We start from the raw sequence: 16241 nt of genomic DNA, 5'->3' as shown, positions 1-16241 counted from the left end.
GCTTAAAAATTTAAAATTTCAGCAATTAACCCATCACTTTCCTTTTCCAAAGCTAAAATATCAGCCGTTACTTCCTCAATAGCCCGCAAGGGTTTGTGTTGGTAAAAGTATTTGTTAAAGCTTATTTCATAACCAATTTTGGTTGCATCTAAATTTATCCACGCTTCTTCTACATGGGGTTTTACCTCTCGTAAAAAGTAGGTGTAGATGTTTTCTTTTAATGGTACATTTTCGGTATCACGTAAATCGCTTTCGGTTTCATATATTACATAGTCTCCTTTTTTAGTGGTTGGATAATACCCGTAATTTGGTAATTCTACTTCTTTGCAATCTAAATGTTCTAAGAGCTTACTTAGTTTATCTCCTGTTAGTTTTACAATGCCTTTAATTACTTTTTCGGCTTCTGCATCGTACCAACTCACAGCATTTAAAATGGCGTTTTTATCACTGGCACTTATACTAATGCCATGTGCTTTTAAAAGTGTTTCTACTTCGCCTTTAAATAAATTAAAATCTGTATACTCATTGTTGCCAATAGCACCCATTAAAGTAGTGGCTAACCTTAATAAGTCGGCTTGCTTCTTCCATGTTAGTGGGTTTACTAGCTTGGCTTGGTTGGCACTCGTTAAATTTAATTCCTGCTTTTCGCACCACTCTAAAATATCTTTTTTATAATCATTAAGGTGGGTGTAAATAGCATCACCATAAGTTTCATAAGCGTAAACCATGGCTTCTTTCAGCGTTTTGTCGTAACGCAATTCTGCTATACGTTCTTTAGTGAACTGGACTTTCAAACGTTTGGGGCGTTCAATCGTTACTTTGTGATAGCCAAAATCGCTGTTATCAAATACTTTGGAGGCGATGCCTTCATCGGTGGTTCGTTCAATAGCTTTTAAGTCGGTATAGGTTTTTACAATTTCTGTAATGTGTTCGGGGGCAAACTCACAATTTTTGTTCCCAAGGTTCTTGCGTAGTTTTCGGTATAATTGTCCAGCATCTATGAGTTGTACTTTTCCTTTTCTATGTGCTGTTTTGTTATTACTTAAAATCCAGATATAAGTGGTAATACCCGTATTGTAAAACAAGTTATTAGGTAGTTGTACAATAGCTTCTAACCAATCGTTTTCAATAATATATCTTCTAATATTACTTTCTCCACCACCAGCATCGCCTGTAAACAAACTACTCCCATTATGTACAGAAGCAATACGGGTTCCTTTAGGACTTTGCGAAAGCGGTTTCATTTTGCTAATCATTTCCATTAAAAACAGCAATTGCCCATCAGAAGAACGTGGAATGGCATCCGCTTCTTCCTCAATGCCCCAATAGTTTTTTAGTTTGATTTGAAAACGAGTATCGATAACATCTTTGCCATCCTTGATATATTTTTGTTCACTTGCCCACGATTTTCCATAAGGCGGATTAGATAACATAAAATCAAACGTTTTGCCCGCAAACTCATCTGTAGAAAGCGTAGAACCCACACGAATGTTCTCTGGGTTATTCCCTTTAATCATCATGTCGCTCTTGCAAATGGCGTAGGTTTCATCATTGATTTCCTTACCATACAAATACACATCGGAATTAGTGGCTTTTATTTCACCATCTGGATCTACAATAAAATTTTGCGATTCGGTTAACATCCCACCACTACCACAAGCAGGATCATAAATGGTCATTACAGATGGTAAATTAGTTTTAATTGGGTCGAAAATAATGTGGGTCATTAAATCGATGACTTCACGAGGTGTAAAATGCTCTCCTGCTTCTTCATTATTTTCTTCGTTGAACTTTCTAATTAATTCTTCAAATACGTAACCCATTCCTAAATTGGACAAGGCAGGTAATTTTCTACCATTGCTATCTAATTTCTCAAATGGCGTTAGATTGATATCTGGAGACGTAAATTTTTCTAACACATCTAGTAAGACATCTTTCGATGCCATGTGCCTAATTTGACTTCGCAGTTTAAACTTTTCAATAATCTCCTTTACGTTGGCACTGAATCCGTTTAAATAATCTTCAAAATTAGCTAGTAATAATTGTTGGCTGTTGGTAGCCGTATTATGTAAGCGTTGTAAAGTCCATTCACTTGTATTATAAAATACATAACTCGTTACTTCTGTTAATCCTTTATCATCCCACTCGGTAAACCCAGCTTCATCCCTTTGAAAAGCAAGTTCTTCCATAACTGCTTCTTTTGTGGGTTCTAGCAAAGCATCCAACCGACGTAAAACTACCATTGGCAGTATAACATCTCGATACTTACCACGGACGTAAACATCTCGCAAACAGTCGTCTGCAATAGACCAAATAAAGGCTACTAATTTATTATGTACAGATTGATTCATTATGTTTTGGAAGGTTTGTGTTGGTTTATGGTTGGTGTTATTTAACTATTATCTTTAGATTTTTGCATTCCGCCATAGTTTAATATTTATTACTCTATGGTTGTAAAAATAATCATTCAAAGCTTATATCAGACAAACATCTATACATTTTATGTTGGTGTTGGGATTTATTGTTTTTCCTAACAAGTCATCTTATAGATTATTTTAATAAAATTACACCACAGAAACATAACCCCTCAAAATCTTCTGCACATCCACATGATTCTTTTGGGGAATCAAATAGTTTTCTAAATCATCTTTTGAAATTATTTGGTCCTATCTATAAAGCCATAGCTTGATGGTTGTTCCTTGCTGTTTTTTTAATCCTTATCCCGCTTCTTCCTTCGCCTCCAAAGGATATAAAAAATAATCATGAGTACAGGTAGCACAATAAATACAACGACATCAAATGGGCTGGTAAGATCTATAGGATTGTCGTCTGGATTTCTGGAGCCTATAGGTAATTGCAGTAATAAAATATATAGCTTATTTAACATTGTTTCTTTTTTTTGAATGACTAGTATGCAATTTACGAAATTAAATAGACTGTCCATATAGGCTTTCTTAAAGCCCAACTATACGAGAATTGGGCAGTTGCTGCAGGATAAGAGTTATAAATAATTAGTTGTCCTGTTTCCCTACTGACATATAACCCCTCAAAATCTTCTGCACATCCACATTATTCTTTTGGGGAATCAAATACATCTCTAAATCTTCAGTGTTTGTAATTTGTTCAGAGCTATCAATAAACCCATAACCTAAATACACACTGTTTTTTATCAGGACAAAAGCTTCTTCTTCTGGATGTCTTCCTTTTTCCTTGATGACAACATCCCTAGAGTTTTCAATAGTATGTTTTATAGCATTTTGAACTCTTATATTGTAATCTGTGACAGATTCATTTTCAACACAAATCCCTTTACAGCTGGTGATGAAGTAATGCGAACATTGGGCGACGCCTTCCTGTAAGTGGCAATACTTGGGGCAAAGTTCAAATTGTATGCATAGGCGTTCTAAAAATTGCCTGCAATCAGTAATATTATAAAAAGTCAGCAATGGATTAGGAGTGGCTTTTAAGGTGTTATAAGCTAAATGAATGATGCCATGCCGGTCTTCAAACCTAAAAATAGCATAGGCTTTGGGTGTTCTTTTGGAAGCTTGGTTATACTCGGGGAAATACTTTTTTATGGCAGCATCTTCCATGAGCAACGCAATAAGCTCACTACCAGATAATTCAAAATCGATGTGGGCCGTTTCCCTGCAAAGACTGAGTTCCCGTTCCGTTTTATTATAAAAATGACCCAGCACACGCTTCTTTATATCTTTTGCCTTACCCACATAAATGACTTTCCCTTTTTTGTTCTTAAAATAGTAAATACCAGCTTCGTTTGGGATGGCGTTAAAAACGGCACTTGGCAAATGTGGTGGTAAGGTGGCTTCCTTCGAGGATTTTTTAAGGAAGTCGTTAAATACGGTTTCAGAATCTTGGGCTTGTAATAACTTTTCAAAAAGGATGACGGTAGCTTCCGCATCTCCCCTCGCCCGATGTCTACCGTTGATATCAATATCCAAAGCATAACATATTTTACCTAAACTATAGGATCGATGTCCCGGAATTAATTTCCGAGAGAGGCGTACCGTACAAAGTTTCCTTCTTATAAAATCAATCCCCAGCGCTTTGAATTCATTACGAATGACATTATAATCAAAATTGACACTATGGGCAACGAATATAGTTCCTTCTGTGATTTCTAAAATATGGTGTGCGATCTCTGCAAAAGTGGGCGCATTGGCAACCATGAGATTATCAATGCAAGTTAAAGCTGTGATGTAATCTGGTATGTAACTTTCGGGATTGACTAAGGATGTGAATTCATCAACTATCTGGCTACCATCATATTTAAAAATGGATATCTCCGTTATTTTATTGCCTTGACCCGTAGTCTCAATATCAACAATCGTGTACATTATTCAATTTTCTCTAAAGCTTTCAATTCAACTCCACACCTCAACTTTAATCTCATTTTTGTGTCTTTTGAACAATTGATAGACAGTCTTTTAATGGATACTATAGTATAATTGCGGTTCCTGAAAAGGAAAGCGCTCGCGCTTCACATAGCGCTCAAATTGCTTTTACCATCACAACACCCGTTGTAAAATAGTCACCAAATCTTTTCTTTTAAAGGGTTTTTCCAGAAATGCATCCATGCCATTTTCCAAGCATCTTTCAATATCTTCTTGAAATGTATTAGCCGTCATGGCTATAATTTTAACAGGAAACTTTACCATATTATTCTTTTCCATCTCCCTGATTTTTAGGGTTGCCTCTATACCTCCTAAAAGCGGCATTCTAATATCCATCAAGATAATATCAAAATTTTGATTTTCAAATAGTTCTATAGCTTCTATACCATTGTGCGCTACTTCAACATGGTCTGATAATTCACTTAAAACAATTCTAGCCACTTTAATGTTTATTAAATTGTCTTCAACAATTAAAAACCTTTTGTTTTTAAATGCAAACTGATAGTTGTCACTTTCTGTCCATTCAATAACTCTATCTTCGTATTGCATTTCTAAAGCTTTGAAAAGGGCATTTAATAATTGGTTCATTTTAATAGGCTTATTAAGACCTACTTCAAAACCATCCTTGTCTATTGCTTGCGTAATAGAAGACAATAAAATAAGTTTTATGTTTCTAGTTTCTGGGTTTTGCTTAAGGTTCTGTACAAAAGCTTTACCGTTAACCCCAAGCACTTGGTAGTCAACCAAAACCAAATCAACAGGATTACCATCTAAAGATGCTTTCTTCAAGAAATCATAAGCTAAAGCTCCATCATTCAACTCAATTACCTCCATGCCCCAAGCCTTAAGGTAATTCTTTAATATAAACCTATTGGTTTCATTGTTATCAACAACTACAACGCGTTTTCCTTTTAGAGCTTGTTTGTTAAGAATTATATCTTGCTTCTTAACTTCGTTTGAAAATGGAAAAACAACTTTAAAAAAGAACGTCGAACCAGTATCCGGTGAACTATCAAGTTCTAAGGCACCTCCCATTTGATCAACCAATCGTTGTGAAATGGCCAACCCGAGTCCTGTGCCGCCATATTTTCTAGTGGTAGATGCATCTACCTGGGAAAATGATTTAAACAGTTTCTTTTGATTTTCTTTTGAAATACCAATGCCAGAATCCTTAACCTTAAACTCAATTTCATGGAAACCATCCTTGCTTTCTATCTGGTTTACATAAATGGCAACCTCTCCATCAGAGGTAAACTTGATGGCATTATTGACCAGATTAGTGATAATTTGTTTTAACCGTATATAATCACCACTGACAAATTCTGGGATATTAGGATCTATAAAAGTAAAAAGGTTTGTAGATTTTGCAACAGCTGGCACTAAATGTAAATCGGCAACCTCTTCAATAATACTCCGGATATTTATGGGAACTGTTTCCAATTCCATATTCCCAGATTCAATCTTGGAAAAATCTAAAATATCATTGATTAATGACAATAATGTTTGACCCGATTTCACGATAATATCCAAATACTCCATTTGAATGGGTTCCAAGGATGATTTACTCAAGATATCGGCCATACCAATAATACCATTCATGGGGGTTCGAATCTCATGGGACATATTGGCAAGGAATAAACTCTTCGCTTTATTGGCCTCTTCCGCCTTTTCCTTAGCAATGGCATACCTCTGCTTAGTTAATTCCTGCATGGTTGCATCTCGCGAAATTCCTGCAAGACCAATAATCTTAGAACTCTTATCCCTAATTGGTACTTTTGTGACTGAAAGCCAAATAGTATTTCCGTCTAGGTCTTGCAATTTCTCTACCTCATTGATTATTTCCAACCCCTTTTCTAGAACAATCTCATCTTGTTTTCGGTGTTTATTGGAGGCATCTTTAGAAAGAAAATCAGCATCCGATTTCCCTATGAGATCCTCTATATCAATCTTAAAGAAATTTGCAATGGCTTTGTTTGCGCGAATATATTTAGAGTTAATATCCTTAAAAAAAATATAATCAGGAATATTGTTCATGAGTATTTGCAAGAAGTCCTTTTCTTTCTCTAGTCTGTCTTCTAATCTTTTTTGTTCTGTAAAATTATGGGAAATGCCAACAATACCTATAACCTCCTTTTTACTGTTAAGAAATGGTATCTTGGTCGTTAATTCCCAAAAGCGCTCCCCATTTTTTACATGGCTTTCTAATTTATTTAAAATATAACTTTTCTCGCTCATAATTCTTTGCTCATCATCAAAAGCTTCTTGGGCGTGGGCGTGTTCAAAGAAATCAAAATCGGTTTTCCCATAAAGCGCCTCTGGCTCGGATAAGCCAAACATATTTGCCAATGCCATGTTGCAACGAATAAACTGGGAATTTCTGTTTTTAAAATAAATCCTGTCTGGTAAGTTATCCATCAACAAATCCATATATCTTTTTTCCCTACGCAGATCTCGTTCAATAAGGTATTCATTTGTAACATCCCTAGAAATGCCTACCATACCTATAGAATTGCCTTTGGAATCCTTCAATGGTATTTTTGTGGCTCTTACATACTTCTCTCCGCTAGATGTAACCAAATGCTCTAACTTTTTTATTAATGGAATACCGTTTTCCATTAACGATTGTTCATCGTTATGAGCTTCCCTACTTTGGTTTTCTTCAAAAAAATCTTCATCCCTTTTGCCAATGGCTTCTTCCGGAGAAGCAATCCCTAAAGTATTGGCTTGTGCTTGATTTATCTTTGTAAATCTGGAATCACGATCTTTAAAGTAAATGGCATCTGGTATATTAGACATTAGAAGGTCTAAAAACCGTTGGCTTTCTTCTAATTTTTCTTTTTGTCCAATGTAAGCTTTATCTATAAGATTTAATTTTGAAAACAATTCAAAAATAGTAACAGCATCAAACTGACTTGGCAATTGTAATACTTCTAAATGGGAATATTTATCTACTTCAAAAGGCTTTCCATATACAATAACAGGCACATAATACCTAGAATCATTAAAAGAAATACAGTCTGGAATGTTACCACTTGACCCCGAATTATCAATTAATATTGCATCTGGCTTGGTTTTCTTTATGGCAGCATTTAATAATTTTGTGTCGCTAAAAAAGCAATAGATTAACCCATCGTATCCTGGCATTGATTCTAATAAAAAATCAAAGTCATTATTACAAAATAAAAATAGTCTTTTCATTTGTTTTCATTTAAAATAATAAAAAATACTGATTGGTTTTTTCTAGATTTAAAGTGCGCTGTTATACAATATTTAGGTTAAGGACGCATGCACTTTTACAATTTGTAAGTAAGAAAACAGCCTAAAGATAAATACTGGGGCACAGTAAAACTATCTCTAAATATATAAAAAAATTATTACTAATTAAGTATAAATATAAAACCTGACTAAAAAATGAATATTGTTAAACTGATGCTACCTTATGAAAAAATGACGAAAAATTGTTCTATATCGGCTGTTTTTGAAGGTTCGTAAGGAAATAATCCATTGGTTCTAATCTTTACGATATATCCAGTTAAAAATAATACCGTTGGACCTGTCGAGACTTGAAGCTTTGAACTCGGGTAGATAAAAAATATTAATTATTTTCTGATTTATTCACCTTTCAATTTTTAAACTTGAACTATCCTTTTTTTTCTTGGATTTATTAAGATTTTGTTCTAGTTAAATCCATGAGAAATCTGGTGTAGGACAAAAAAATTGCTTATTTTTATTATGTTATTTTAATAGTATTTTATTTACTGTTACACGACATTTATTATAAACATCCTTACTGATTTTAACATAGACAATACCACTTTTAATAGACCCCATATAATCAAGGACAAAACATTAAAATGATATTGGATTTTTTTATTAATGACCACCCATGATAACAAAGGGATTAAATAAACCTCACTTCCTATTAATTCCCATATCATGTTTTTATTCAACAGATTTTACGCCAAAAAGCTATAAAACTGATTCCTTTATAATAAGCTTGTTCGAATCTCCGACAACATTAACAGGAATAGTAATAAAGCAAATACAAAGACAACTAAAATGAACTAATTACAAAAATTTATATATCATGAAACCTTACAAACCTAAGCTCTTTAATTTAATTATTTGTTGTCTTGTATTTATGGCATTTTTGCCCAAGCAGGAAAAAGCAAAAATACCCATTTACCTTAACACATCATATTCATTTAAAGAAAGGGCAGCCGATCTTGTTTCTAGGATGACCCCAGAAGAAAAGCAAAGTCAACTAGGAAACACTATGCCTCCTATTCCAAGATTAGGTGTTAATCACTATGATTTCTGGGGCGAAGCGCTGCACGGCATCATGGGTAGAAACAACAATAGTGGGATGACGGCAACCTCATTTCCAAACAGTGTCGCCGTCGGTGCCACATGGGATCCTGAATTGATAAAACGTGAAACAAAAGTCGTTTCAGACGAAGCAAGAGGTTTTAACCACAATCTCATTTTTACGCTCACCTATTGGTCGCCTGTTATTGAGCCAGCCAGAGATCCACGTTGGGGAAGAACAGCAGAAACATTTGGTGAAGATCCGTTTTTAGTGACTCAAATAGGCAAAGGTTTTGTTCAGGGTTTAATGGGCGATGATCCCATTTACCTTAAAACAGTGCCTTGTGGAAAACATTATTTTGCCAATAATACCGAATTTAACCGCCATTCTGGAAGTTCCAATATGGATGATAGGGATATGAGGGAATTTTATCTAAGCCCTTACAGGACGTTGATTCGAGAAGATAAATTGCCATCCATCATGACGGCCTATGGTGCTGTAAACGGCGTACCAATGTCTGCCAGTAAATATTTAGTAGATACCATAGCACGAAAAACGTATGGTATGGAAGGCTATGTAACAGGTGATTGCGGAGCGATTGATGATATATTTAGAGGGCATAATTATGTTAAATCCAACGAAGAAGCGGCTGCTTTGGGACTTTTATCTGGAGTGGATACAGATTGTGGTGGTATATATCAAAACCATGCTCTAAGTGCCGTAGAAAAAGGTTTATTAACTCAAGGAGATATCGATAAGGCTTTAATAAATATTTTTACGATTAGGATGAGGATTGGTGAATTTGACCCCAAGGAGAAGGTATCATACACCAATATTAAACCGAATATCGTTAACGATCCGGCTCATAATGATCTAGCTTTAGAAATTGCACTCAAGACCCCAGTGCTACTTAAAAATAATCCTGTTAGCAAAACAGGTGTGAAAGCCTTGCCTATAAACCTAAAAGGTATTAAAAAAATAGCTGTATTAGGACCCCAGGCCGATAAAATTGAATTAGGCGATTATTCGGGAGAAGTGGAACCTTCATTAAAAATAACTCCTTTGGCAGGCATTCAAAATTACATTAAACAGCATAACCTCGACATTGAAGTTGTATCAAAATCTAGTGGGAATACGGATAGAAAAACGGATTTCTTTACTATGTTGGGTTTTTCAACAGTCAGCAAGGATAATGTTTTAAAAGAATATGACGCCACAAAATTTGATGGTTCAGCAGCTGGCTTAATTACTTCAGCCCGTTTCGGACAAACTTCAGTTCGAGGCATAAAAGATGGGGACTGGACGGCCTATAATAATGTAGATATCACCAATGTGGATACCATTAAATTCAACATGACCGTAAGCGCAGATGGTGGATTACTAGAAGTGAGAGTCGGTTCTGCAACGGGCAATATATTGGCAACCGAAAAAATTCAAGGCACCCAACAAGCAGGTGGTTTTGGTGGTTTTGCAAGAGCTAAATCTGTTCCCGTTAAAATAAACACATTGGGTATTACAGGGCCGCAAACCATTGTGCTCGTGTATCGCGAAGCGGAAACACCTGGTACAGATCAAGAAACTTTAGATATGGCAGCTTCTGCAGATGTTACATTAGTATTTGTCGGCACAGACCAAACAACTGGAAGAGAAGAATCCGATCGTTTTGAAATTACCTTACCGGGAAACCAAAACGAACTCATTAAATCTATTGCTGCCGTTAACCCAAATACCATTGTCGTAATGCAAACTATGGGCATGGTAGAAGTGGAACAATTTAAAAATTCACAAAATATTCCTGGCATTATCTGGACTGGTTACAATGGGCAAGCGCAAGGTACCGCTATGGCTAAAATTTTATTTGGTGATGTGAATCCAGGAGGAAAACTTAACGTTACTTGGCATAAATCATTAAACGACCTCCCGGACTTTAATGATTACACCTTGCGTGGTGATGGTACCAATGGAAGAACGTATTGGTATTATAACAAAGATGTGTCCTATGAATTTGGATATGGATTATCTTATACATCCTTTGAATATAGTAATTTCAAAATCAATAAAAGTAGTATAACTCCTAATGATAAAGTCACCATTAGTGTTGATGTTAAAAACACTGGAGCTGTTGATGGTGATGAAGTTGTGCAGATATATGTAAAAACGCCAGACAGTCCTGCTTCCATGGAACGACCTATTAAAAGATTAAAAGGTTTTAAAAGAGTCACCATTCCAAAAGGACAAGTAAAAACGGTATCCATTGATATTGACTGTGCAGATCTTTGGTTTTGGAATACCGAAGCCGGTAAAATCACTTTCGACCAAGGAAAATATATTTTTGAAATTGGCGCATCTTCCAGAGCTATTAAAGGGCAAGTAGAAGCCAACATGAACGGCTCCTATAAACCTGTTTTAACAACCGTGGTTGCAGAAAGTGACAAAGTCGTTTTAAGACCTGGTGATATGATTCAAACGAGTGTAACAGCAGCGATGTCAGACGATAGTTTTTACGATCTAGCAAAAGCTAAAGTGGATTACAAAAGCAATAATCCATCAGTTGCAAAAGTTGACGACAATGGAAAAGTAACTGCTACTGGTGTGGGAGTCGCATTAATTTATGCCGATGTTACTGTAGATGGCATAACCGTTTCAAACAACTATCCTCTCAAAGTTATGCCCGACTTAAACCCAAAATCCATTACCATTAACGGCAAAAACATTAGTGGCTTTGATAAAAACATAAAAGCGTACAGTTATCTTTTGAGTTCTAAATCAAAAATTCCCGTAGTGAAAGCGTCTGCTCTTGGAGATAACATGACAATAGATATTGAACAAGCCAAAAGTATCCCGGGAACAACCATTGTAAAGCTTATTGACAACATTACACTTGAAACAAATATGTATTACTTCAATTTTGATGTCAATTCCGTTAGTGATGAGTTTAATGGTTCTGTTGGAAACCAATGGACATGGATTAGGGAAAACAACGCCACTAAAAATACTACTAGTGGATTGCTTACTATTACAAGTGAAGTAGGTGATATATCGGAAGACACCAATAACGCTAAAAATATACTACTACAAAGTGCTAATAATGATTGGATAGCTGAAACAAAATTGGTGTGTTCCAGAACCCCTTCACAACCAGAAAATACAGGTATTCTGGCTTATCAAGATGATAGTAATTTTGTTAAATTGATGTTCCGTGCCGTTACGAAAACCACACGGGCTACCGGCGTTCAAGCGGGCACTATCGATTTTATGATGGAAGAAAATGATATTGCTAAATCAGTAGCAAGTTTTAATTTATCCAAAGAAATAACTGGCAATAATAGCTTAATCTTAAAATTAGAAAAGAAAGGTAGCCTATACACGGCTTATTATTCCCTCGATGGTAAAAAATTCGAAATACTAGGAATGGTAGACGTGCTATTAAAGGATATCAATGCTGGTATCATTGTAAGTGATGGACTGATAACACAATATATGAAAAGCACGTATTGGTTTGATTCAGATACTACAAAACCAAATACACCATTCGATGTGTCTTTTGACTATTTCCGCATCACAAATAGTGGGTTGAATTAGTTTAATTAATACAGGATAATTATTACAAACCTATGATGAGTTTGCTTATCATAGGTTTTTATTTACCCATCAAGATTATTACATCAAGTTTAAACAATAAAAACAGTCACACTCATAGCGCCTTGGGCGCCAATCACTAAACATTGTTCTATATCTGCCGTTTTTGAAGGTCCGGAAAGGAATAGTCCAAAGGTTCTATCTCGTTTAGAAATCAGGTTGTAGGCGTCATGCATGTGCAAACATATAGCGTTTTTTGACAGAATTAAAACCAGATCGTTGGCAATAAAGGGTAAAGCTCGAACGATAAAATTGTTTTCAGAAATCCACACAGCGCCATTCTCTGCCACACCTAGTTGAGCATCAATAATAGCCAAATCTATTGATTCTAAACTATGAGGTTGGGTTTCATTTGAAATTGAAATGGTTGCTAATTGTGATGTGTTTGAACAGGATACAATATGTTTGGCGTTTGGGTATCGCTTTTTAATTTCGCCATCTAAATCTTCTATGGTATTCGAAGAAACAATCCTACCTCCTACTGATTCTAAATTTTTGGAAAATATATCGACCAAATCAATATCTTCCTGAAAAAGACTTAAATCAATCTCTGGTAAAGGCACTGACTCTGGCTTGTTCTTTTTAATGGCATTTAAAATAGACGCTCTACTCATGATTTCCTTTTTTTATACCAATCCTCAAAATTCTCGTTTTCAACTTTGGGCAAATCCCTTGCTTTTCCCCAAGTATTTGTTTGGGAATTGATGACAGATTTGGGGAGGTGTTTCAACATAAATCGCGCTGATTTTCCGAAGAACCCATATAATTTAGAATTTGCTAAAACGCGTCCAGCAATTTTTAAAACCGTTTTTTTTACAATAGGCTGCTTAACATCTTTGGTGATAATTTGTCGCCATTGGTACAATTGCTCGTGAATATTGATTTTTACGGGGCAAACATCACTACAAGAACCACATAACGTGGATGCAAATGGTAATGAACCGTGTTTTTTTAAATCCATTCCAGGTGATAATATGGAACCTATCGGCCCTGGAATGGTAGCCTTGTAACTATGTCCGCCGCTACGTCTATAAATCGGACACGTATTCATACAAGCACCGCAACGAATGCAATTTAAAGAACTTCTAAAATGTTCTCTACCTAACTGTTCTGTTCTGCCATTATCAACAATAATAATATGCATTTCTTTTCCTTCGGTCGGTTTATTAAAATGCGAAGAGTAGGTAGTTATAGGCTGTCCGGTGGCACTTCTTGCCAATAACCTTAAAAAAACACCTAAATGCTTTTCCTGTGGAATAATTTTTTCAATGCCCATACTGGCAATATGAACTTTGGCAAGGTGAACGCCCATATCAGCGTTGCCCTCATTGGTGCAAACTACAAATCCTCCTGTTTCTGCAATGGCAAAATTAACGCCTGTTATGGCAGCATCTGCTTTTAAAAATTTATCCCGTAAATGCTTTCTAGCTTCATTGGTTAAATATTGTGGATCGCCATTACTGGGAATAGTGCCTAAGTGTTTTTGAAATAAAACATCTACCTCTTCTTTTGTCTTATGAATAGCGGGCAACACAATATGGCTAGGGGGTTCCTTGGCAAGTTGCACAATACGTTCACCTAAATCGGTATCAATGACTTCAATGCCGTGAGCTTCCAAATACGGATTTAAGTGGCATTCTTCGGTGAGCATGGATTTGCTTTTGACAACCATTTTTACGTTGTTTTTCAGCAATATGTCATGAATAATTTTATTATGTGCCTCTGCATCTGCTGCCCAATGAATGTGAATACCATTCTTTTGAGCATTTTCTTCAAACTGAATCAGATAGTCATCTAAATTGGAAAGCACGTTCGCTTTGATGGCAGAAGCCAAATTCCGTAGTTCTTCCCAGCCTTTTACAGTATGTGCCGCTTTATCCCGTTTATTTCTAACAAACCATAAAGCTTGGTCGTGCCAATTGACTTTAGCTTCATCGTTATTAAATAATTCGGCTTCCTTGGCGTGCGGCATTATAAAGTGCTATTTAAGATTTCGGCAATGTGCATCACTTTTAAAGGTTGATTGTTCCGGTTAATCAAACCTTCTAAATGCATTAAACACGATTGGTCAGTTCCAGTAATCACTTCCACATCACTATTTAAATGGTCTTGGATTCTGTCTTTTCCCATTTTTACGGAAATGGCTTCTTCAAAAACGGAAAATGTCCCTCCAAATCCGCAACACTCATCTACCCTATTCAAGGTTTTTAATTGAATGCCTTTCACTTCCTTTAACAGATTTTCTTCAATGGAATATGGAACGTCCATACGCTCAGAACAAGAACCAAGTCGTAAACCACGTAAGCCATGACAACTTTTATGAATGCCAACTTTATATGGAAAAGACGCTCCTAGATTGGCTTTTTTCAAAACTTGGAAGATGAATTGGCTCAATTCATAAATATTATTTCTAACATTTATAACATCTTCTGTTTGCTCTAAAATATCAAAATGTTTTTTTACGTGGTACACACAACTTCCTGAAGGACAAACAATATAGTCGTATTTTTTGAAGTTTTCGATGAATAACTGGCAAGTTCCTTTTGATTCATCTTCATAACCTGAATTGCCTAAAGGCTGTCCACAACATGTTTGTCCGATTGGATAATCAACTTCAACCCCTAACTTTTCTAAAAGCTCTAAAGTGGCAATCCCAACTTTAGGATATAATTGATTGACATAACATGGTATGAACAGCCCAACTTTCATTTATTTTGAGCTTCTGGAAATACCAAGTGCGAGCCCACGTAATTCTGCCAAACCACGTAAACGTCCTATGGATGTATAGCCCGGATAGGCACTGTTTGGTTCTAAATCATGTAACATTTGATGTCCGTGATCTGGACGCATAGGCAATTGCACGTTACGTTCTTTTTCAATTTCCAAAACGGCTTTTACCACTTCATACATATCTGAAGAGCCATCTAAATGATTGTCTTCATAAAAACTGCCATCTGCTTCCCTCCTCACGTTTCTTAAATGAAGAAAATGAATTCTATCAGCAAATTTCCGAACTAGTTTAGGTAAATCGTTATCTGGATTGGCTCCTAAAGAACCTGTACAAAAGGTAATGCCATTGGAAGGACTATCAATAAATCCAATCAAATCTTCTAAATCCTTTTCAGATTTAATAATTCTGGGTAGCCCCATAATATCCATAGGCGGGTCGTCCGGGTGAATCGCCATTACAATACCATGTTCTTCACAAACTGGAATCACTTGGTTTAAAAAGAACGATAAATTAGCTTTTAAGTCGGCATGGGACAGATTATCATATTGGGCAATCATCTCCTTAAACACAGGAATGGTTAAATCGTCCACAGTTCCAGGCAATCCTTTTAAAACATTATCTTCTAAAGCTTGCTTTTCTTGGGAAGTCATTTTAGAAAAACGCACTTTTGCCTTTTCTAAAATTTCTGGTGTATAAGAATCTTCAACACCATCACGTTCCATAATGAAACACTCAAAAACAGCCATATCCACTTTATCAAAACGTAAAGCAGTGCTTCCATCTGGTAATTTCCAGAATAATTCTGTACGCGTCCAATCCAATACTGGCATGAAGTTGTAACATACATTCTTAATACCACAAGAAGCCACATTTCTTAAGCTTTGCTTATAGTTTTCAATGCGTTGTAAATAATCCCCTTTACGCAACTTGATATTTTCGTGAATGGGAATACTTTCTATAAACGACCATTCCATCCCTTGGGATTCAATGGCATTTTTTACTTTTAAAATCTCTTCAACTTCCCAAACCTCTCCATTAGCAACATGGTGTAATGCCGTAACGACTCCTGTTGCTCCTGCTTGTCTTATATATGATAGTTTTACGGAGTCGTTTACTCCAAACCATCTGAATGTTTCTTGCATATTCG

At 35.9% G+C, this 16241-nt stretch carries 9 protein-coding genes; 1 reads left to right on the top strand and 8 read right to left on the bottom strand.

What is annotated here, in order from left to right; genetic code table 11:
- Nucleotides 1-2: 2 nt before the first annotated feature.
- The 4 genes from CDH49_RS10015 to CDH49_RS10000 form a co-directional block, all read right to left on the bottom strand.
- Nucleotides 3-2351, bottom strand: coding sequence for a type I restriction-modification system subunit M (locus CDH49_RS10015; RefSeq protein WP_100615375.1), 2349 nt, complete (start codon nt 2349-2351; stop codon nt 3-5).
- A gap of 359 nt (nt 2352-2710) precedes the next feature.
- Complete coding sequence (locus CDH49_RS10010; protein WP_100615446.1) at nt 2711-2887, bottom strand: adenylosuccinate synthetase; 177 nt, start codon at nt 2885-2887, stop codon at nt 2711-2713.
- 124 nt (nt 2888-3011) lie between these two features.
- On the bottom strand, nt 3012-4361 hold the full coding sequence (locus CDH49_RS10005) for an exonuclease domain-containing protein (RefSeq protein ID WP_100615374.1): 1350 nt from the start codon (nt 4359-4361) through the stop codon (nt 3012-3014).
- A 168-nt stretch (nt 4362-4529) separates the two neighbouring features.
- Nucleotides 4530-7613: a PAS domain-containing hybrid sensor histidine kinase/response regulator gene (locus CDH49_RS10000; RefSeq protein ID WP_100615373.1), complete on the bottom strand. Its 3084-nt coding sequence runs from the start codon at nt 7611-7613 to the stop codon at nt 4530-4532.
- Nucleotides 7614-8502: 889 nt separating this feature from the next.
- Here CDH49_RS10000 and CDH49_RS09995 point away from each other — a divergent pair.
- The gene (locus CDH49_RS09995) at nt 8503-12306 is read left to right on the top strand and encodes a glycoside hydrolase family 3 C-terminal domain-containing protein (protein WP_204524818.1); all 3804 of its coding nucleotides are present in this window, start codon (nt 8503-8505) and stop codon (nt 12304-12306) included.
- 89 nt (nt 12307-12395) lie between these two features.
- Here the strand turns inward: CDH49_RS09995 and CDH49_RS09990 are convergent, their stop codons facing one another.
- From CDH49_RS09990 to uxuA, 4 genes are read right to left on the bottom strand one after another with little or no spacing between them, the layout of a single operon-like run.
- Nucleotides 12396-12977: a LutC/YkgG family protein gene (locus CDH49_RS09990; RefSeq protein ID WP_100615371.1), complete on the bottom strand. Its 582-nt coding sequence runs from the start codon at nt 12975-12977 to the stop codon at nt 12396-12398.
- Nucleotides 12974-14335 (bottom strand): lactate utilization protein B, encoded by a 1362-nt coding sequence (locus tag CDH49_RS09985; protein WP_100615370.1) that lies wholly within the window; start codon nt 14333-14335, stop codon nt 12974-12976. Before CDH49_RS09985 ends, CDH49_RS09990 begins: the two co-directional genes overlap by 4 nt.
- Nucleotides 14335-15072, bottom strand: coding sequence for a (Fe-S)-binding protein (locus CDH49_RS09980; RefSeq protein ID WP_100615369.1), 738 nt, complete (start codon nt 15070-15072; stop codon nt 14335-14337). Before CDH49_RS09980 ends, CDH49_RS09985 begins: the two co-directional genes overlap by 1 nt.
- Nucleotides 15073-16236, bottom strand: a complete 1164-nt coding sequence (uxuA, locus tag CDH49_RS09975) for a mannonate dehydratase (RefSeq protein WP_100615368.1) — start codon at nt 16234-16236, stop codon at nt 15073-15075. It lies immediately after the preceding gene.
- Nucleotides 16237-16241: the final 5 nt, after the last annotated feature.

The sequence above is a fragment of the Confluentibacter citreus genome, assembly GCF_002807055.1.
GTDB lineage: Bacteria > Bacteroidota > Bacteroidia > Flavobacteriales > Flavobacteriaceae > Confluentibacter > Confluentibacter citreus.
This window is presented reverse-complemented; position numbering and strand designations above follow the sequence as displayed.